Source organism: Microcella alkaliphila (assembly GCF_004216855.1).
Lineage (GTDB): Bacteria > Actinomycetota > Actinomycetes > Actinomycetales > Microbacteriaceae > Microcella > Microcella alkaliphila.
This window is the reverse complement of sequence record NZ_SGXT01000011.1, coordinates 527,186-545,184: the sequence shown is the minus strand read 5'-3', so window position 1 is coordinate 545,184 and position 17,999 is coordinate 527,186. Positions and strand designations below refer to the sequence as shown.

Below are 17,999 nucleotides of genomic sequence, written 5' to 3'. Positions count from 1 at the left end.
GCAACTTCGACAACTACCGGCTGCGGATCCTGCTCGCCGCCGGCGGCCACAAGCCCTGGCGAACAGCCCCTACCCCCGCTTCATGACGAAGAGCCAGATTGTCGGTGCTGGGGTGGAGAGAGGTCACCGCGCGAGGGGTGTTCGGGGCGGGCGGCGCCGGTGCGGCCGACGGTGGGGTGCGTCGCACGAGCTCTTGCGCAGCAGCCTCACGACTCAGCCCAGCGGTGTCGTCAGTGCGCTCGCCGCGGCCGTACGCGATGCGCCGCAACTCGTTGTCGGTGAGGGCGCTGACGTCGTCGGTCCGAGGTGAGCCGCTCAACTCGTCTGCTCCACGTTGATGCCCTCGTTGTTGGGGCCGATGCGGAAGGCCGTCTGGACGCCGTCATGCTCGACGACGACGCGGACTCCACGAATGCGCACCGTCTCGAGCGGGTTGCACTGCCAGGCGACGAACTCTCCCTCGACCCGAAAGCTCAGACACACGTGGGCTTCCTGGTCGTCCATGGGAGGGTGCAGGCTCGCGAACAGTTCGGTGATGCCGAGGCCGTCGTAGCCGGACTCGCCGTACGACACCGGTCCGGCGATGGCCGCGGGCAGCTCAGTGAGGGCGTTGATCTCCTCGGCAACATCGTCAGCGGTGGGTGCGTCGCGCATCGCCCGAACGAGGGGGATGTCGGCGCCGAGGGCGAGCTCGTCATCGGTGAAGAGATCGTCGAGAGCGACGACGGTGCTGTCGGTCATGTCGACAATGCGCGGACCACCGCGCGGGCCCCACTCGACGGCGAGCACGCGTTCGACGTCGCGATATCCGCCGACTGATCCGGCGGGCGCGAGCCCGCGGAGCACGCCGCGCATGCCCTGCTCGCGGAAGACCTCCTCGGGCACACACGAAGTGGGCACGAATTCCCTGCCGGGGGCGGCGGCCGACACGCAGACGAGCGGGCCGAGATCATCCAATCCAGTGCGAAGGTCCTGATCGGCGCGTACGGCGAACACACGAACGTCGTCAAATTCGGTGAGCAGACGCGAGGCGCTGAAGGGGCCGTAGGTGACGACGCCGGGGGCCAGCTCGTCGGCGGGCGTTGACTCGCGGTCGAACACGGCGAGTGACTCAGCGGAGACCGCCTGTGTGAGCGGGCCGGCACCGGCGCCAACTAGAACGCCGGCGGCGAGCCCCGCGACCGCGATTGCGGCGATGGTGCGGCCTGACGGCGTCATCAGTTGAACCTCACATCGGGTTCACCGGATGGGTCGAGAGTGATCGTGACGGTGGCGAAATCGCCGTTTCCGCGCAGGGTGACGCCGGTCGCCACGAACTCTGCCTCGTCAACGCACTGAAGGTCTCGGAATGCGGCCGTGGTTCCGGCCGAGAGACAGACGCGAGACCCAACATCGTCCGGCCCCTCATGAACGCTGCCGAAGAAGATCAGCTCGGCGCCATTGACGCTCGCCGCGCCCAGTTCGGCGGGGCCGAGCTCGACCGGGCCAGCGAACGGCACCAGCTGTTCGCCGACGGTAATGTTGGCCGGCAGCTCGCGCAGGGTCGCGTAAAGCGCCGGTTCTTCGGCGGGAGCCGCTCCCCCGTCGGGCGGAACGGGGGCTGGCACGACGACGTCAGTGTCCGGGCGACCGGCCACGGGTTCGATCAGCTGCTCGCTCGCGTCGCGAACGGTCAGCCCCCCGCGAGGGCTCCACTCGACGACGAGGGCAACGCTCTGCGTGGGCGTGCTCTCGAGCACGCCGAACACGTAACCGGAGAGCACGCCGGCGATTCCCTGCTCGCGAAACACCGGCTCGGGCACACACTCACTGAAGAAGAACCGCACCACCTGCTCGCGATCGCGCGCGCCCACACACACCTGTGGTCCGAGCGTGGTCGCCTCGAACAGCAGGCCGCCCGGCCCGCTGCGCAGCGCGTAGACCTCGAAACCGTCCACCGTGGCGAGCAGGCGCGCCTCGCCACCGCCGACACTGCCGAGCAACTCGGTCACGAGCGCCTGCTCGTTCGCCGGGGCCGGCTCGTCGAACACCTCAAGTGCGTCGGGGGCGAGCGCCGCCACCACGCGCTCGCCGACCGCCGACAGCCCCAGACCCACCACGAGGGCGCCGACGAAGACGGCCACACCGATGCGCCGCGAGCGCGTCCACCAGGAGAGGCGGTCGTCGGCGCCCTCGTCGACATCGTCGGCGGCCGAGGCCACGTCACCCGGCGTCGCCCCGCCCGCGCCGGGCGCGGCTGCGGCCCGTGCCGCTTCGGCCTCGCGGGCGCGATCGGCGCGCGAGGCGAGGATGCGCGCGGCGCGGTCGGCGCGCATCCGATCGGCTTCAGACGAGGTGCGTCCGTAGGCGATCGCCCGCAGCGCCGCGTCGTCGAGCCGATCAAGCTCGTCGAGCCGGTCGAGATCGTCCGGCACGTCGCCGGCGGCGGGGGCGCCACGACCGGTCTCGTCCATGAGGGTCAGTCAATCACGACAGAGCGGTCGGTGGGGAAGCCCGTTTGCGCGCGGCACGCCGCCGCGACTGAATCTCGCGTGAACACTAGACTTCACTGCCATGAGCGGCGACCAGCACGAGGCACCAGAACTCCCCGGAATGTCGGACATGGTGCCCGGCCCCACCGGCCGCCCGCTGCGCGCGTTTCCTGAGCCGCCGACGCTGAAGAACCACGGCCCGGCGCGGGTCATCGCCCTGTGCAACCAGAAGGGCGGCGTCGGCAAGACGACGACGACCATCAGCCTGGGCGCGGCGCTCGCCGAGTACGGCCGGCGCGTGCTCGCCGTCGACTTCGACCCGCAGGGCGCCCTGTCTGCCGGGCTGGGTGTCGCCAGCCACGACGTACCGACCATCTACGACCTGCTGATCGGGCGCGAGAAAGACATTCGCACGGCCATCCAGTCGACGTCGACCCCGCGCCTGGACGTCGTGCCCGCCAACATCGACCTGTCGGCCGCCGAGGTGCACCTCGTCAACGAGGTCGCGCGCGAGCAGATTCTCGCCCGGGTGCTGCGCCCCGTGCTCGACGAGTACGACGTGATCCTCGTCGACTGCCAGCCGAGCCTCGGCCTGCTCACCGTCAACGCGCTCACCGCCGCGCACGGCGTGCTGATTCCGCTCGAGTGCGAATACTTCGCCCTGCGCGGCGTCGCCCTGCTCGTCGAGACGATCGAGAAGGTGAAAGACCGGCTGAACCCTGCGCTCGAACTCGACGCGATTCTCGCCACCATGTACGACTCGCGCACGCTGCACTCACGCGAGGTGCTCGAGCGGGTCGTCGACGCGTTCGGCGACTCCGTGCTCGAGACGGTCATCGGCCGCACCGTGAAGTTTCCCGACGCGACCGTCGCCGGCACCCCCATCACGACGTTCGCGCCCGACCACCCGGCCGCCGGCGCCTACCGCCAGCTGGCACGGGAGCTGATCGCCCGTGGCCACGCCGCCTGACGCCGTCATCGAGGCGGGGGACAGTTCGCCGGATGCACGCGGCGGCTTCCGCGTCGCCGTCGCCGACTTCGACGGCCCGTTCGACCTCCTCCTGAGCCTCATCACGAAGCGCGAACTCGACATCACCGAGGTCTCGCTGTCGGCCGTCACCGACGACTTTCTCGCCTACCTGCGCGCGCTCGAAGGCGCAGAGCGACTCGACGAGGCCAGCGAGTTTCTCGTCGTCGCCGCCACGCTGCTCGACCTGAAGATCGCGAGCCTCCTGCCGCAGGGCGAACTGGTCGACGCCGAAGACGTCGCACTGCTCGAGGCCCGCGACCTGCTCTTCGCCCGCCTGCTGCAGTACCGCGCGTTCAAGGAGGTCAGCGCCTGGTTCTCGGAGCGCATCACCGCCGAAACCCGCCGCCACGTGCGCAGCGTGCGCCTCGAAGACCGCTTCCGTCAGACCACGACCGAGCTGCGCTGGACGACCAGCGTCGACGACTTCGCCGCGCTCGCGCTGCTCGCCTTCGCGCCGAAAGAGATCCCGATCGTCGGGCTCGACCACCTGCATGCCCCGCTCATTTCGGTGCGCGAGGAGGCCGCACACGTGGTCGGCATGCTGCGGGCGGGTGAGCCCCTCACCTTCCGGCAGCTGATCGCCGGAGCCGACCAGATGGGCGTCGTCGTCGCGCGCTTCCTCGCACTGCTCGAGCTGTACCGGCACGCCGCGATCGGCTTCGAACAGCTCGAGCCGCTCGGCGAACTGACCGTGCGCTGGACCGCCGAGAACTGGAGCGACGAGAACCTCGTGAACCTGGGAGCCGAATATGGCCAGTGAGACCGTGACCGACAGCGCAGCGGCGCCCGACGCGGCAGCGCCCGAGAACGCTGACGCCCCCGAACGCGCCGGCCTCGCCGACGGCGTCGACCTCGCCCGCGCGCTTGAGGCGATCTTCATGGTCGTCGACGAACCGCAGAGCGTCGTGGGGCTCGCAAGCGCGGTCGGCCGCCCCGTGAAGGAGGTGCGCGCCGCCATCGCATCCCTCGTCGCCGACTACGACGGTGAGCCCGACCCGGCAGCCTTACCCGATGCTCCCGCGCGCCCGCGGCGCGGCTTCGAGCTGCGCGAGGTCGGTGGCGGCTGGCGGCTGTACGTGCGCGCCGAGTTCGACGACGTCGTGCGCGACTTCGTGCACACCCAGGCGCCCGCGAAGCTGTCGCAGGCGGCACTCGAGACGCTCGCGGTGATCGCGTACAAGCAGCCGATCTCTCGGGGAGCCGTGGCGAGCATCCGCGCCGTCAACGTCGACTCGGTCGTGCGCACCCTGCTCAGCCGCGGGCTGATCACCGAGGCGTACACCGACTCGGAGACCGGCGCAATTCACTACGAGACGACCGAGCTCTTGCTCACGCAACTCGGCATCAACTCGCTCGACGAGCTGCCGCAGATCTCGCCGCTGCTCGACGACGGACAGGCGGGCTTCGATGACGTCCGATAACGGGGATGCCCGGGGCGGCTCGTTCGAGATTCCGCCGTGGGATGACGCGGCGGCCCCCACGGGGGAGCGGCTGCAGAAGGTGATGGCGGCCGCCGGGGTCGCCTCGCGCCGGGTCAGCGAGCAGTACATCGAGGCCGGCCGCGTCACCGTCAACGGCGAGGTCGTCACCGAACTCGGGCGCCGCATCGACCCCGAGACCGACGAGATCGCCGTCGACGGGGTCGCGATTCAGCTCGATCAGACGAAGCGGTACCTGATGCTGAACAAGCCGCGCGGCGTCGTCAGCACCATGAAGGACGAGCAAGGGCGCCCCGACCTCCGGCAGTACGCCGCCCGGTTCGAGGAGCGGGTCTACAACGTCGGCCGCCTCGACACCGACACGAGCGGGCTGCTGCTGCTGACGAACGACGGCGAACTCGCCAACGTGCTCGCGCACCCCAAGTTCGGCGTAGAGAAGACGTACATCGCGAAGGTGCGCGGCGTCGTCGCGCCGAAGACGCTCACCCAGCTGAAGACGGGCGTCGAGCTCGAGGACGGGCCGATTCACGCCGACGCCGTGAAGGTGATCGGCAGCCCGCAGCACGGCCACAGCATGGTCGAGCTGACCCTGCACTCGGGGCGCAACCGCATCGTCAGGCGCATGATGGCCGAGGTCGGGCACCCGGTGGTCGAACTCGTGCGGCGCCAGTTCGGGCCCCTGCACCTTGGGCCACTCAAGCTCGGCGAGCTGCGGGAACTCAGTACAGTTGAGCGCGGTGCGCTGCTGACGCTCGCCCGCGAGGCCCGCGACGGCGTCGCGCCCGCAACCACGTCAGAGGCGGGTGCCGCTGGCGGCCGCGTGGCCGGCACCCATCCGGCGGGCCCTGCCCCGGCCGGCGCGCAGAAGCCGACAACCCGCCGCCCCCGAAGCCACCGAGGAAGCCGATGACCGACCGCCGCCTGCAGGAACGCGTGCGCATCGTCGGCGCGGGCCTACTCGGCACCAGCATCGGCCTCGCACTCACCGAGCGGGGCGTCGACGTCACCCTCGACGACCTGTCGCCGACCGCCGTGAAGCTCGCCGTCGACTACGGCGCGGGCCGCGCGGCCAGCGCGAACCGGGGCGAACACGACGTGCCCGGGCTCGTCGTCGTGTGCGTGCCGCCGGACGTAACCGCGGTGACGGTCGCGGCCGAGCTGAACGCGCATCCCGAAGCGTTGGTGACCGACGTGGCGAGTGTGAAGCAGAGCGTGCTGCGCGAGCTGACCGCGATGGGCGCCGACGTGAGTCGCTACCTCGGCACCCACCCCATGGCCGGGCGCGAGCGCGGCGGTCCCATCTCGGCGCGCAGCGACATGTTTGTGGGGCGCCCGTGGGTGCTCGCCGGGCACGACGGCATCAGCTACGCGCGGGCCGGGGCGATCGAAGACCTCATCCTCGACGTCGGCGCCGTGCCGATCGAGATGACCGTCGCGGAACACGACGAGTCGGTCGCGATGGTCAGCCACGTGCCGCAGCTTGTCGCCACGGTCATGGCCGCGCGGCTGCGCGCCGCCACGAACGGCGCCGTGGGGCTCGCCGGCCAGGGCCTGCGCGACGTCACCCGCATCGCCTCCAGCGACCCGGGGCTGTGGGTGCAGATTCTCGCCGCCAACGCCGCGCCCGTGGCCGCGATCCTGCGCGGGCTGCGTGACGACGTGACGGCCGCGATCGACGCCCTCGAGCATCCCGATGCCCCTGGCGCGCGCCGCACCATCGCCGACCTGATGGGCGCGGGCAACGTCGGCGTCGCGCGCATACCCGGCAAGCACGGCCAGGACCGGCGCTTCGCCACCCTCGTCGTCATGATCGACGACACCCCCGGCCAGCTGGCGCGCCTGCTCACCGAGATCGGCGAACTCGGCGTCAACATGGAAGACCTGCGGCTCGAGCACTCGCCGGGCGCGCCCGTCGGCTTCGCCGAAGTGTCGGTCGTGCCCGAAGCCGAAGAGCGGCTTGTGGCCGAACTGGAGGCGCGCGGCTGGAAAATCGCCGCCGCCGGCACTGACTGACCTCTCACCGATAAGGAGCACCCGTGAGCGACATCGTCGTGGCCGTCGACGGCCCCGCCGGAAGCGGCAAGTCGAGCGTGTCGAAGGAGGCCGCCCGCCGCCTCGGGTACGCCTACCTCGACACCGGCGCCGCGTACCGCGCGCTCGCCTGGCACTGCCTCGACGAGGGCGTCGACGTCGAGAACCCGGATGCGGTTCTCGAGCGGGTGCGCGCCTTCGACTACGCGACCGGCATGGACCCCGACCGCTACTACGTGCGGGTCGGCGGCGAAGACATCACGCCCGACATTCGCGAGCCGCGCGTCTCGGCCGTCGTGTCGGCCGTGGCGCGGGTGCCGGAGGTGCGTCAGTCTCTGAACGCGATGTTCCGGCGGTTGATGGACGAGCATCCCGCCCCCGGGGTCATCGTCGAAGGACGCGACATCACGACGATCGTGGCGCCGGATGCTCCGGTGCGAATTCTTCTGACCGCGTCGGAAGAGGCTAGAATTGCCCGACGGTCGGCCGAGGTGAGCGCCCAGACGACCGAAGCGACCGCGCAGCAGCTGGCCTCGCGGGACCGCCAAGACTCCCGTGTCGTCGACTTTATGACGGCCGCCCCAGGTGTGATCCCCCTCGATTCCACCGACATCGACTTCGAGCAGACGGTGCAAGCGCTCATCGACACCGTGCGCTCAGGAATACCTCATGACTAACACCCCCGACGGCGCCGACCGCGTGCCGAGCGTCGGCAGCGCACCGGAATTCGACGACGCGATTGATGCCGGCTCCTCCGTCGACTACGACGACCCCGAACGCGCCGAGTTCGACCAGCAGCGGGCCGACGCCCTGCGCGCCGGGCTCGCCGACTACGACCTCGACGACGACGACATCGCCCTGCTCGAGGGCGCCGAGCTCGGCGAAGACGGCATCGTCACGCTGCCCGCCCTTCCCGTGCTCGCGATCGTCGGCCGGCCGAACGTCGGCAAGAGCGCGCTGGTGAACCGCATCCTCGGGCGCCGCGAAGCGGTTGTCGAAGACAAGCCGGGCGTCACCCGCGACCGCATCGCCTACAAGGCCGAGTGGAACACGCGCCGCTTTACCCTCGTCGACACCGGCGGCTGGGAGCCCGACGCGTCGGGCATCAACGCCTCCGTCGCCGCCCAGGCGGAGGTCGCGGTCGAGCTGGCCGACGCGGTGCTGTTCGTCGTCGACGCCATCACCGGCGCGACCGCGACCGACGAGTTCGTCGTCAAGATGCTGCGCCGCTCGAACAAGCCCGTGATTCTCGTCGCGAACAAGATCGACGACACGCGGCAGGAGCCCGAAGCGGCCGCCCTGTGGAGCCTGGGGCTCGGCGAGCCGTGGCCGACTTCCGCCGTGCACGGCCGCGGCGTCGCCGACCTGCTTGACCACGTGCTCACCGTGCTGCCCGAAGTGTCGACCGTTGCGAAGCAGGAGTTCGGCGGGCCGCGCCGCGTCGCGCTGATCGGCCGCCCCAACGTCGGCAAGTCGAGCCTGCTCAACAAGGCCGCCCGCGAAGAGCGCGTCGTCGTCAACGAGCTCGCCGGCACCACCCGCGACCCCATCGATGAGCAGATCGAGCTCGGCGGCAAGGTGTGGCGCTTCGTCGACACCGCCGGCATTCGCCGCCGCCAGCACATGGCGCAGGGCGCCGACTTCTACGCGTCACTGCGCACCGCCGCCGCGCTCGAGAAGGCGGAGGTCGCGGTCGTCTTGATCGACGTGACCCAGCCGATCAGCGAGCAAGACGTGCGCATCATCGACCTCGTGCTCGAGTCGGGTCGCGCGCTGGTGCTCGCGTTCAACAAGTGGGACCTGCTCGACGACGAGCGCCGCCGGTACCTCGAGCGGGAGATCGACCAAGACCTCGCGCACGTGTCGTGGGCGCCGCGCGTCAACATCTCGGCCCGCACGGGCCGTCACCTCGAGAAGCTGGTTCCGGCGCTCGAGACGGCGCTCGAGTCGTGGGACACGCGCATTCCGACGGGCAAGTTCAACGCGTTCCTCACCGAGCTGATCGCGGAGCACCCGCACCCCGTTCGCGGGGGACGCCAGCCGCGCATCCTGTTCGGCACGCAAGCCTCGACCCGCCCGCCGACGTTCGTGCTGTTCACGACGCAGTTCCTCGACCCGCAGTACCGGCGCTTCATCACGCGCCGCCTGCGCGAGACGTGGGGCTTCGAGGGCACGCCGATTGTTGTCAACATGCGCGTCAGGGAAAGAAGGCAGCGCTAGCTGCCTGCAGAGGCCATTTCTGGCCTCTGCGCCTGACGCACCGGTGCCCGTCTCGGGCACCGGGCGGGAGCGTCGTCAGCGCTAGAGGCTGATCGCGCGCGCCGCCGCGAATTCGGTGACGATTCCGGGATGCTCGGGCGGCGTCGCGAGCACCGAGTCGGGTTCGCGCGCGGCGAGGTCGGCGAAGCCGGCGGCCGCGAGCAGCCCGTCGTCGAGGCGCAGGAGTTCGGCCTCGACGAGCGGCCACGGCTCGTGCCGGTTGCGCGCGTAGATGGTGCGGCCACGGCGGGTTTCGTGGAATCCCCAGCGGTCGGTGAGGAAGCGGCTGAGGGGAGTGTCAACCGCGGCGGTGGACGGTCTGGCGTGGATGCGCGTGGACGGGAGCGGGTGTTCGGTGCGTGCGTCGGGCATCCCGGTTGCGGCGGTAGTTGCGAGTGCGCGGGCGGCGCGGTCGGCGCGCCCGGAATCGAGGCGCGGGCCGCCGCGACGGCGCGAGCGGTATTCGATGGTTCCCTCGGCGATGCGCTGGCCGGCGTGCGCCCAACGGTAGGGGAGCCCGAACAGCGATTGCGCGGCGAGCGCGCTGGGTAGCGGTTCGGCTTCGAGCGACTGGAAGACAACCCCGCGGTTGCCGGCGTTGTCGACCGAGTAGGTGCGCACGTTGATTTCGACGAAGGTTCCGAGGCGGGGCACGGGCGGCAGTGGGAGGAAGGCGTGGTCGCTGAGCACGAACGGGATCAGCCCGACCCACGCGCTGCCGTCGAACGTGTCGGGGCGGGTGCCGGCGGGCATGAGCGGGGCGACGCGCGCGGGGTCGACCCGCCAGTGCAGGAACACAAAGTGGTTCCAGCGTTGGCGGATGACCGCGCGGCCCGGCAAGGGTGGAGCGTGGTGGGGGAGCGCGGGCTCCGGTGTGCTCATTTCACCAGTGTGCCTCTCGCGGCACACAGCCCGCTCGACGGACGCCCCGCGCGCGTTCTCGCAGGCAACGGGCGTAGCCTTCGGCTATGGAGAGTGCGGCGCCCAGCCCGGCCGATGCGGCCCGCAGCAGCACGCCGCCGCGCCTTCCGCCGCCACACCTGCGCGACCCGGGCGACGCCTGGGTTGAAGGGCCCGACGGCACCCGGTACTGGGGTCGGTTCGGCGCGGCCGGGCTGCTCGCCTGGCACCCAACGGCAGGGGTGCTGCTGCAGCACCGCGCCGAGTGGTCACACCACGGGGGTACGTGGGGCATCCCGGGCGGGGCGCGCAAGCTGGGTGAAGACGCCGCGACGGCGGCAGTTCGAGAGGCGCACGAGGAGGCGGGCGTTCCCCTCGACGCCGTGACGGTGCTGTGGGAGAGCCACCACGACCTCGGCTTCTGGAGCTACACGACCGTCGTCGCTCGCGTTGACGAGCTGTTCGAGCCCGTGTTGGGCGATCTCGAGAGCATCGAGCTGCGCTGGGTCGCCGTCGGCGACGTCGAGCACCTGCCGCTTCATCCGGGGTTTGCCGCGAGCTGGCCGCGACTGCGCGCGCAGCTACCGACCGGCTAAGCCGTCGACGTCGCGGGCAGCGCGCGCTGATCGGGCGTCTGCGGCCAGCCGAGACAGGCGCGTCGCTGCTACCGCGAGCAGCACGCCGCCGACGACGAGCAGAACGACGGCGCTGCCCGAACGGCCGACCCCGAACGACACCAGGGCGAGCAGCAGGGCGGCGATGCCGGCCCACAGCGCTCCGCGGGCGGATGCGCGCTTCGCGACCCCGCGCATCCGCGAACCGAACGGGCTCACGCGGCGGACTCTCCATCGCGGTCACACCGCGAGCGCTTCGACGACACGGCGCTCAAGCCCAGCACGAGGAAAGTGAAGCCGACCGGGATGAACGTCCACGCAACGGGCCCCATGCCGTCGTTCGTGATGAGGAACACGACGCCCAGCATGATGAACACGATGCCGACGGGCACGAACGCTTCCTGGCCGTCGTCGCGCTTCTTCGCGGGCGAGGCGTCGGGGGTGCGGGGCTGGTCGTTCATGACAGCCAGTCAATCAATGTGTCTGGATGCGCGCATCCCTCTCGCGACGGATTCTGCGGTCTATTCGTTGTCGCCCTCGCGCTCGACCTCGCGCAGCGCCGCGAGGGTCTCGTGGGCGGCCAGCTCGAACGGCTTCAGCACGGTGTCGATGGTTCCGGCGGCGAGCTCGGAGTCGTAGGCGTGCGCTGCCGCGGTCGTGTGGGCGGTGACGGCGATGACACCCTCGGCGCCGTGGCGGCGCAGCGACTGGGCGAGCACGACGTTCGTGCCCGGGTCGGGCACGGTCGAGATGATCCATTGGGCGCGGCGAATGGGCAGCGTCTCGGCGAAGTCGGGGCTGGAGGCGTCGCCGAAGACGACGCGCACGCGATCGCGGTGGCGGCAGTCGGCGAGGCGCTGCTCGGCGTACGGGTCCCACTCGACGGCGAGCACGTGCATCCCGTGGTCGGTGAGTTCGCGCACGACGCGGCTGCCGTAGCGTCCGAGCCCGAAGACGATCGCGTCGACCTTCTCGGGTTCAGGCGACTCAGGTTCGCGGGCGTTTGTGCGCTCGAAGATGCGCAAGGCGGGTGCCAGCCACGCGTAGAGCTGCTTCGAGTACAGGATCATGTACGTCGACCCGGCGATCATGATGAGCCCGACGAGGGTGACGAGGGCGACCATGTCGTCGCCGATCTGGTCGAGGTCGCGGCCGAGCGCGATGAGGATCAGGTTGAACTCGCTGATTTGGGCGACGGCGAGGCCGGCGAGGAACCCGACGCGGCTCGGGTAGCCCATGACGCCCATGATGACGAGCACGATCAGCGGGTTGCCGATGAGCACGAACAGCGAGAACACGATCGCGGCAGGCACCTGCGCGCCGATCGTCGAGAAGTCGAGCTGCGCGCCGAGGGTGATGAAGAAGAACAGCAGCAGGAAGTCGCGTAAGCCGCTCAAGCACGCGGCGATCGACTCGCGGTAGCGGGTGGATGCGAGGGCGAACCCGGCGAGGAACGCGCCGACCTCGATCGAGAAGCCGAGCACGTCGGTGAGGGCGGCCAGCGCGACGGCCCAGGCGACGCTCCACACGATGAGCAGCTCTTGGCTGGTGGCGAGCCGCTCAAGCAGCCACGGCAGCACCCACCGGGCGGCGACGAGGTCGATGCCGAACAGCACGGCGATGACCCAGCCGATCAGCGAGGTGAAGACGACCTGCCCGAGGCCGGTCAAGAGGGCGATCTTGCCGATCGAGCGCACGAGCCCGATGTCGAGCTTGAGCCCGACGAGGAACAGCAGGATCGCGATGCCGATCTCGGCGAGCAGCTCGAGCGGCTCGGCCTCCTCGACGAGGCCCAACACGTTCGGGCCGACGACGATGCCGACGAGAATGAACGCGATGATGAGCGGCTGCTTGGCCCGGTGGGCGAGAAACGCGATCACGCCCGCGATGGTGAGGATCGCGGCGGTCAGCGCGAACGTGTCCATATCGTGCGCGATGCCGCTCAGCGGCATGGCCTCCTCCTGCCCGACGGGTGCCGCCGGGGATAGGGCGGGTGCTACCCTTTCGGCCATGAACGCGGGACAGCGATTTCTCAGCCCTCGGCCGAACACCGGCCGACTCGGGCTGACGCTGCACGCGTAGACACTGGCCGCCTGAGTCGCACCGACTCGGTCGAGGGGAACCCCACCCACACTCGACCGTTTCGGAAGGACTCACGATCATGTACCTCTCACCACCCTCGGTGGCGGCCGCTCTGGCGGTGCGCGACCTCAGCGTGCCGGCGGCGCCCGCTGGCGATGAACCCCCGCACGCCCTCGCCCTCATGCTCGACGCGATCACCGCGGCGGCCGTCGCAGTCTCGGGCGGGGCGCCGCACCGCGTGGTGCGCTCGAGCCCGCTCGTGTCGACGCGCGACAACTACGACGAGCTGGGGTTCTCGGCCGACGCGGTCACCCGCGACCGCCGCTACTCGCACTACGTGAGCCCCACGGTGATGCTGCGCAGCCACACGTCGGCGGGCATCCCGGCGGTGCTGCGCGCGCTCGACCCGGCCAGCGACCGCGACGAGGTGCTCGTGCTGCCGGGCGTCGTGCACCGGCGTGACGCGATCGACCGCACCCACGTGGGCACGCCGCACCAGGTCGACGTCTGGCGCGTTTGCGCGCCCGCGCGGCGCACGGTCGACGAGTTGCTCGCGCTCGCTGGCGCGCTGGTCGAGGCGGTGCTGCCGGGTGCTCGCTGGCGCGCGGTGCCGGCCGAGCACCCGTACACTTTCGACGGCCGCCAGATCGATGTGTGGCACGGCGGCGAGTGGTTGGAGCTCGCCGAGTGCGGGCTCATCGACCCGGGCGTGCTGCGCCGCTGCGGGCTCGACCCGCGCCGCTGGTCGGGGCTCGCGCTCGGCATGGGGCTCGATCGCGCGGTGATGCTGCGCAAGGGCATTGACGACATCCGGGTGTTGCGGTCGACGGACGCGCGCATCCGCTCGCAGCTGGCCGACCTGTCGCCGTGGCGACCGGTGTCGGCGATGCCGCCGATCACGCGCGACCTGTCGGTCGTGATCGGGGCGGGCGAGGACGACGAGACGGTCGGCGACCGCGTGCGCGCGGCGTTGGATGCTCGTGTCGACGACCTCGAATCGGTGGCCGTTATCGCGCGCACGTCCGCCGCCGAACTGCCAGCGGCGGCGCGGGCGCGGCTCGGCATCACGGACGGTCAGGTGAACGCGCTCGTGCGGGTGGTGCTGCGCCCGCTCGACCGCACGCTGACCGACGCGGAGGCGAACGCGCTGCGCGACCGGGTGTACGTGGCGCTGCACGAGGGGCCGCACGCGGAACTCATCGGGGCGTGAGGGCCTGCAAGCGCGCGGTCGTGCGCCGTGCTCGGCGGTGGGCGGGTCCTTAGCCGAGCCGCACGACGACGCGTGGGCCGGAGCGGCCGACCTCGGTGAAGCCGTGCGCGGTTAAGAGGCGCAGCGTGCCCGTGTTGAGACTGCCGGCGGGCTTTGCGGAGACGTCGGTGTCGTGCGGGTAGGCCTCGATGGTGTGGGCTCCGCGGGTGCGGGCGTGCGCGACGGCGGCGTCGAGCAGGTGGTGGGCGATGCCCTGCCCGCGGTGGCTGCGCGGGATGGTGAAGCAGACGATCGACCAGACGCCGTCGTCGGCCCAGTCGGTGTCGCCCGCGGCTGACGCGATCGCTTTGGTACGGGGGAGGCGCTCGTAGCGCGGACGCGGGGCAACGCCGATCCAGCCGACGGCATCCTCGTTGTGGTGCGCGATGAGGCCGGTGGCGCGCCCGTTCGCGCGGTCGTCGTCGAGTGCGGAGCGGCGGGTCTGTGGGTCGGTGAGCGCGTGCTCGGCGTTGGCGAGCATCCACCAGCGGCACCAGCAGCGCGACGCTTCGGTGACGGCGTCAAGCACCGCGTCGACGGCGGCGTCGGGCACGAGCTCGGCAGGGGTGATGGTGAGCTCGGCGGCGATTGTGCTCATGGTGGCTTCAGTGTGGCGGTCCGCCGTCGCCTTGCCGACGACAGAGCCCTTTAACTTTCATAAAGCGTTTGCTAGCATTCACTTTATGAAAGTAGCCCCGTCGGCGCTGTTTCCGCTGCTGCGTTCGGACACGCAGGGGCAGATTCTGGCCGCCCTCGTGTTGAGTGAGCGCGGCGAAACCGCCAGCGACCTTGCGCACCACGTCGGGGTGAGCCTGCCGACCGTGACGCGTGAACTGGGTCGGCTGGTTGACGCCGAGCTGTTGATGAGCGAGCCAGTGGGGCGCCGGTCGGTGTACCGTCCGAATGCCGAGCATCCCCTCGCTGAGGCGATGCGCGAGATTGCGCTCTTCGCACACGGCCCTCAACCGGTGATCACTCGGGAGCTTGCGGACGTGCCCGGCGTCGCCGAGGCGATGATCTTCGGCTCGTGGGCGGCGCGTCGGCGCGGCGAGCCGGGCCCTCCCCCTCGCGACATCGACGTACTTGTTGTGGGGAGGCCGGACCCGGATGACCTGTACGACGCAGCGGAGCGCGCTGAACGTGTGCTGCGGCGCGAGGTGAACGTGACGTCGCTGACGCCTGCACAGTGGGCGCATGTGGATGATCCGTTCGTCGCGACGGTTCGTGGGCGACCATTGGTCGATCTTCAGGTCGACACGAGGGGCGAACATGACGTGGCAGCAGGGTCAGGAGACCGTGGAGAGGCTCATCACTGACGGAGAACTCGAGCGGGTTGCACCCAACCCGGCTGCCGCCGCTTCCGTTCTGATCACGTGCGAAGCGCATGTCGCTGCGGCCCGGTTGATTCGGGAGGAGGATCCGGTCGGGGCGGTCACTCTGGCGTACGACGCGGCTCGGAAGGCACTTGTCGCGATGCTGCTCGCGCAGGGACTGCGACCCACGCGGCGCGGTGGCCACATCGCGGTGACCGAAGCTGTGACTGCTCAGCTCGACCCGCCCGTGCGTACGGGTCGTCGGGTTGACAGGATTCGTCGGCTTCGCAACGCGAACGAGTATCCCGACGCGGAAACACCCGCGGCCTCCCGCGATGACGCTGCCGATGCGATCGACGTGGCCGTGGAGGCGCTCGACACTGCGCGGCGCGTTCTGCCGCATCTGTCGCCCTTCTGACGCGGCGCTGCCCGTGGTCAGTGGATGCTGCCGCCCGCCTCGTCAAGGTCGGTCGGATTGGCGAGGGTGGTCGCGATGGCGAGGCGGATGGCGGGCGTGAGCCGGTCGGCGGGCCAGTTCGGCACGTGGATGAAGCCGGCGGGGGTCGGCGTGCCGGTCTGCTGCGTGCGCCGTTCGGCGATAGCGCCGAGGTGGTAGGCGACGGCGTTGCAGACGTAACTGCCGGCGGTGAGGGAGACGGTGGCGGGGTGGCCGGCGTCGGTGAGGGCGCGGGCGATGCGCTTGACGGGAAGGCCGGTGAAGTGGGCGGCGGGGCCTGTTGGGTCGAGGGGCTCGTCGCGGGGCTGGGCTCCGTCGTTGTCGGGGATGCGGGCGTCGGCGTAGTTGATGGCGACGCGTTCGGGGGTGATCGCCTCGCGCCCGTCGGCGAGGCCGAGCGCGATGATGAGGTCGGGCCGGTGCTTGGCGGCGAGCTGCTCGAGCTGGGCGGCGGAGGCCGCGAAGCTGACGGGAAGCACTCGGCCGATTACGGTCGCGTGCGCCGCGGCGTCGGTCGTGTCCGCTTCGCCTGCGCCGGCCGCCGTGCACTCGAGCGTTTCGCCGTTCAGGGCGCGGGCGACGTCTCCGCTGGGGTTGGTGGAGTCGCCGCCGAAGGGCTCGAAGCCGGTGAGCAGCACGGTGCGCGTCTCGGTCATGCGTCCAGCCTGTCACGCGGGCGGCTTGAGCGCGTCGCGGAGGGCCCGGCTGCGGCTGGGCATCTCGCGCGGCGGCGCGGTTCGCGGTGGCGAAGACGCTGATTCGGGGTCGCCACCGCTCGCGCCGCCCGGTCCGCGCTCGGGCGGATGCAGCAGGTAGGTGGGGCCGGCGCGGGTGATCTCCCAGCCGTTGTTGTGGGCGAGCCGGTGGTGGTGCCGGCAAAGCAGGATTCCGTCGGCGACGTCGGTGCGGCCGCCGTCGCGTAGCCAGTGGTTGATGTGGTGGGCCTCGCACCAGCTGGGTGGGCGTTCGCAGCCGGGCCAGCGACATCCGCCATCGCGGGCGGCGAGCGCGATGCGCTGGGAGCGGCTGTAGAGGCGCTGTTCGCGGCCAAGATTGAGGGGCTGGCCGTCGTGGTCGACGGTGATGGCGACTGTTCCAGTGGCGCAGCCGAGGCGTTCGACGGTGGCAAGGCTGACCGGGTCGGGCTGGCCCTCGAGGTAGCCGCCGCCCCGGCCCTCGGCGAGGGTGGCTGCGGCGACGACGACGCGCACGCCGACGGGGGAGTCGCCGAGCAGGTGCTCGGTGTCGGCGCTCACACCCTGGCGCAGCAGCTCGGCGAACACGTCGCTCGTGTATTGCTCGAGCGTGCGCTCGTCGGCGTCGGGATCAGCCTCGGCGCCGCCACTGGCCGCACTGTCGCTGGTCGCGCGGAGTGCCGAAGGGCCCGCTGCCGTCCCGTCGTCGAAGCTTGGTAGGTTTCGCCGCGGCGACGTCACGCGGTCGTAGATCTCGCTGACGACGGCGAAGGTTTCGGGGTCGAGCTCCCAGTGGGCGTACCCGCCGCCGGCGGCGCGGCGCCCGAGGCGGAACCCGCGTCGCTCGCGGGCGGCCTGCTCGCGCGTGGCAATGCCAGCCAGGTCGAGCTCGTCACGGGCGGCACGCGCTTCGCGGGCGGCGCGCTCGGGGTCGAGCCCCGCCACACGCTCAACCATCGCGGCGGCGGCCTCGTCGAGCTGCGGCTGCGTGACTCCGGCGGCGGGGCGCCCGAGCGCACCAACGACAGCGTCGGCCACGGCGACACTCACCCGCCCGTCGATGACGGCCGACGTGAGCGGGGTGGGGGAGGGCGCGCCCGCGGCGACGCCGACGCGGACCGCAGCACGAGCATCCGCCACCCGCGTGCCCGTCGTGACGCGCACCATTTCTTCCGGCGTGCGGTGGCCTTCGCGCTGTGCGAGCCCGTCGCTGCCGAGTTCGGGGGCCGAGCGGCGGGCGATCTCGCCCGCGAGCAGCGACACGTGCAGCTGCGCGAGCCGCACCTCGTCGGCGGCGACTCGGGTCAAGGCAAGCAGCGCGGCATCGTCGAGACCGCGGTACGCGTCGCCCGAGCGCGGCACGGCCGTGAGTGCCGCGACGGCGGAGCCCAGCAGCGCGGCGATCTCGCTCACGGTGGCCTCCTCTCGCGTGCCTCGCGTGTACCTCGGGCGGTGAACT

At 71.0% G+C, this 17,999-nt stretch carries 20 protein-coding genes; 11 read left to right on the top strand and 9 right to left on the bottom strand.

All coding sequences use genetic code 11. The annotated features are described in order from the left end of the window. Positions 1 to 315: 315 nt before the first annotated feature. Together EV140_RS03315 and EV140_RS03310 are read right to left on the bottom strand one after the other, a co-directional pair. Positions 316 to 1,218 (bottom strand): hypothetical protein, encoded by a 903-nt coding sequence (locus tag EV140_RS03315; protein ID WP_130280977.1) that lies wholly within the window; start codon positions 1,216 to 1,218, stop codon positions 316 to 318. Further along, positions 1,218 to 2,453, bottom strand: coding sequence for a hypothetical protein (locus EV140_RS03310; RefSeq protein WP_130280975.1), 1,236 nt, complete (start codon positions 2,451 to 2,453; stop codon positions 1,218 to 1,220). The genes EV140_RS03315 and EV140_RS03310 overlap by 1 nt, the downstream gene beginning before the upstream one ends. Positions 2,454 to 2,553: 100 nt before the next feature. On the opposite strand from EV140_RS03310, the gene EV140_RS03305 reads away from it, so the two are divergent. The 7 genes from EV140_RS03305 to der are packed head-to-tail and all read left to right on the top strand — an operon-like array spanning position 2,554 to position 9,191. Then, positions 2,554 to 3,441, top strand: coding sequence for a ParA family protein (locus EV140_RS03305; protein ID WP_130280973.1), 888 nt, complete (start codon positions 2,554 to 2,556; stop codon positions 3,439 to 3,441). Further along, positions 3,425 to 4,261, top strand: coding sequence for a segregation and condensation protein A (locus tag EV140_RS03300; protein WP_198674326.1), 837 nt, complete (start codon positions 3,425 to 3,427; stop codon positions 4,259 to 4,261). Before EV140_RS03305 ends, EV140_RS03300 begins: the two co-directional genes overlap by 17 nt. Beyond that, a complete protein-coding gene (gene scpB, locus EV140_RS03295) occupies positions 4,251 to 4,922 on the top strand; it encodes an SMC-Scp complex subunit ScpB (RefSeq protein WP_130280971.1) in 672 nt (223 codons plus the stop codon). Before EV140_RS03300 ends, scpB begins: the two co-directional genes overlap by 11 nt. Beyond that, complete coding sequence (locus EV140_RS03290; RefSeq protein ID WP_130280969.1) at positions 4,909 to 5,850, top strand: pseudouridine synthase; 942 nt, start codon at positions 4,909 to 4,911, stop codon at positions 5,848 to 5,850. Before scpB ends, EV140_RS03290 begins: the two co-directional genes overlap by 14 nt. Then, positions 5,847 to 6,953 (top strand): prephenate dehydrogenase, encoded by a 1,107-nt coding sequence (locus EV140_RS03285; RefSeq protein WP_130280967.1) that lies wholly within the window; start codon positions 5,847 to 5,849, stop codon positions 6,951 to 6,953. The genes EV140_RS03290 and EV140_RS03285 overlap by 4 nt, the downstream gene beginning before the upstream one ends. Before the next feature lie 23 nt (positions 6,954 to 6,976). Then, positions 6,977 to 7,648, top strand: a complete 672-nt coding sequence (gene cmk, locus EV140_RS03280; protein ID WP_130280965.1) for a (d)CMP kinase — start codon at positions 6,977 to 6,979, stop codon at positions 7,646 to 7,648. Further along, entirely contained in the window at positions 7,641 to 9,191 is a 1,551-nt protein-coding gene (der, locus tag EV140_RS03275) for a ribosome biogenesis GTPase Der (RefSeq protein WP_130280963.1), read from the top strand. Before cmk ends, der begins: the two co-directional genes overlap by 8 nt. Before the next feature lie 81 nt (positions 9,192 to 9,272). Here der and EV140_RS03270 read toward each other — a convergent pair whose 3' ends face one another. Further along, on the bottom strand, positions 9,273 to 10,112 hold the full coding sequence (locus EV140_RS03270) for a YqjF family protein (RefSeq protein WP_130280961.1): 840 nt from the start codon (positions 10,110 to 10,112) through the stop codon (positions 9,273 to 9,275). A gap of 86 nt (positions 10,113 to 10,198) precedes the next feature. Between EV140_RS03270 and EV140_RS03265 the strand changes: the two genes are divergently transcribed. Next, positions 10,199 to 10,726, top strand: a complete 528-nt coding sequence (locus tag EV140_RS03265; RefSeq protein WP_130280959.1) for an NUDIX hydrolase — start codon at positions 10,199 to 10,201, stop codon at positions 10,724 to 10,726. Here the strand turns inward: EV140_RS03265 and EV140_RS03260 are convergent. The 3 genes from EV140_RS03260 to EV140_RS03250 are packed head-to-tail and all read right to left on the bottom strand — an operon-like array spanning position 10,712 to position 12,696. Further along, positions 10,712 to 10,963 (bottom strand): hypothetical protein, encoded by a 252-nt coding sequence (locus EV140_RS03260; RefSeq protein WP_130280957.1) that lies wholly within the window; start codon positions 10,961 to 10,963, stop codon positions 10,712 to 10,714. The genes EV140_RS03265 and EV140_RS03260 overlap by 15 nt on opposite strands. Next, entirely contained in the window at positions 10,960 to 11,205 is a 246-nt protein-coding gene (locus EV140_RS03255; protein ID WP_130280955.1) for an MIP/aquaporin family protein, read from the bottom strand. The genes EV140_RS03260 and EV140_RS03255 overlap by 4 nt, the downstream gene beginning before the upstream one ends. A 60-nt stretch (positions 11,206 to 11,265) precedes the next feature. Next, positions 11,266 to 12,696, bottom strand: coding sequence for a cation:proton antiporter domain-containing protein (locus tag EV140_RS03250; protein WP_130280953.1), 1,431 nt, complete (start codon positions 12,694 to 12,696; stop codon positions 11,266 to 11,268). A 209-nt stretch (positions 12,697 to 12,905) separates the two neighbouring features. On the opposite strand from EV140_RS03250, the gene srmL reads away from it, so the two are divergent. Then, complete coding sequence (gene srmL, locus EV140_RS03245) at positions 12,906 to 14,036, top strand: PheS-related mystery ligase SrmL (RefSeq protein ID WP_130280951.1); 1,131 nt, start codon at positions 12,906 to 12,908, stop codon at positions 14,034 to 14,036. A gap of 49 nt (positions 14,037 to 14,085) precedes the next feature. Here the strand turns inward: srmL and EV140_RS03240 are convergent, their stop codons facing one another. Next, positions 14,086 to 14,673 (bottom strand): GNAT family N-acetyltransferase, encoded by a 588-nt coding sequence (locus EV140_RS03240; protein ID WP_130280949.1) that lies wholly within the window; start codon positions 14,671 to 14,673, stop codon positions 14,086 to 14,088. A gap of 85 nt (positions 14,674 to 14,758) precedes the next feature. Here EV140_RS03240 and EV140_RS13200 point away from each other — a divergent pair, with 85 nt between their 5' ends. After that, complete coding sequence (locus EV140_RS13200; RefSeq protein WP_157985586.1) at positions 14,759 to 15,391, top strand: ArsR family transcriptional regulator; 633 nt, start codon at positions 14,759 to 14,761, stop codon at positions 15,389 to 15,391. Further along, positions 15,345 to 15,806, top strand: a complete 462-nt coding sequence (locus tag EV140_RS03235) for a HEPN domain-containing protein (protein ID WP_157985585.1) — start codon at positions 15,345 to 15,347, stop codon at positions 15,804 to 15,806. The genes EV140_RS13200 and EV140_RS03235 overlap by 47 nt, the downstream gene beginning before the upstream one ends. 17 nt (positions 15,807 to 15,823) lie before the next feature. Here the strand turns inward: EV140_RS03235 and EV140_RS03230 are convergent, their stop codons facing one another. Together EV140_RS03230 and EV140_RS03225 are read right to left on the bottom strand one after the other, a co-directional pair. Beyond that, positions 15,824 to 16,501, bottom strand: coding sequence for a pyroglutamyl-peptidase I (locus EV140_RS03230; RefSeq protein ID WP_130280945.1), 678 nt, complete (start codon positions 16,499 to 16,501; stop codon positions 15,824 to 15,826). A gap of 12 nt (positions 16,502 to 16,513) precedes the next feature. Next, a complete protein-coding gene (locus tag EV140_RS03225; RefSeq protein WP_157985584.1) occupies positions 16,514 to 17,953 on the bottom strand; it encodes an HNH endonuclease signature motif containing protein in 1,440 nt (479 codons plus the stop codon). Positions 17,954 to 17,999 lie beyond the last annotated feature (46 nt).

Bases quoted from the DNA above. Each gene is read 5' to 3' on its own strand.
- EV140_RS03230 (WP_130280945.1), bottom strand. From the start codon at position 16,501: ATGACCGAGACGCGCACCGTGCTGCTCACCGGCTTCGAGCCCTTCGGC.
- EV140_RS13200 (WP_157985586.1), top strand. From the start codon at position 14,759: ATGAAAGTAGCCCCGTCGGCGCTGTTTCCGCTGCTGCGTTCGGACACG.
- EV140_RS03265 (WP_130280959.1), top strand. From the start codon at position 10,199: ATGGAGAGTGCGGCGCCCAGCCCGGCCGATGCGGCCCGCAGCAGCACG.
- EV140_RS03315 (WP_130280977.1), bottom strand. From the start codon at position 1,218: ATGACGCCGTCAGGCCGCACCATCGCCGCAATCGCGGTCGCGGGGCTC.
- EV140_RS03255 (WP_130280955.1), bottom strand. From the start codon at position 11,205: ATGAACGACCAGCCCCGCACCCCCGACGCCTCGCCCGCGAAGAAGCGC.
- EV140_RS03250 (WP_130280953.1), bottom strand. From the start codon at position 12,696: ATGCCGCTGAGCGGCATCGCGCACGATATGGACACGTTCGCGCTGACC.
- srmL (WP_130280951.1), top strand. From the start codon at position 12,906: ATGTACCTCTCACCACCCTCGGTGGCGGCCGCTCTGGCGGTGCGCGAC.
- EV140_RS03310 (WP_130280975.1), bottom strand. From the start codon at position 2,453: ATGGACGAGACCGGTCGTGGCGCCCCCGCCGCCGGCGACGTGCCGGAC.
- EV140_RS03270 (WP_130280961.1), bottom strand. From the start codon at position 10,112: ATGAGCACACCGGAGCCCGCGCTCCCCCACCACGCTCCACCCTTGCCG.
- EV140_RS03285 (WP_130280967.1), top strand. From the start codon at position 5,847: ATGACCGACCGCCGCCTGCAGGAACGCGTGCGCATCGTCGGCGCGGGC.
- scpB (WP_130280971.1), top strand. From the start codon at position 4,251: ATGGCCAGTGAGACCGTGACCGACAGCGCAGCGGCGCCCGACGCGGCA.
- EV140_RS03290 (WP_130280969.1), top strand. From the start codon at position 4,909: ATGACGTCCGATAACGGGGATGCCCGGGGCGGCTCGTTCGAGATTCCG.
- EV140_RS03235 (WP_157985585.1), top strand. From the start codon at position 15,345: ATGACGTGGCAGCAGGGTCAGGAGACCGTGGAGAGGCTCATCACTGAC.
- der (WP_130280963.1), top strand. From the start codon at position 7,641: ATGACTAACACCCCCGACGGCGCCGACCGCGTGCCGAGCGTCGGCAGC.
- EV140_RS03240 (WP_130280949.1), bottom strand. From the start codon at position 14,673: ATGAGCACAATCGCCGCCGAGCTCACCATCACCCCTGCCGAGCTCGTG.
- EV140_RS03305 (WP_130280973.1), top strand. From the start codon at position 2,554: ATGAGCGGCGACCAGCACGAGGCACCAGAACTCCCCGGAATGTCGGAC.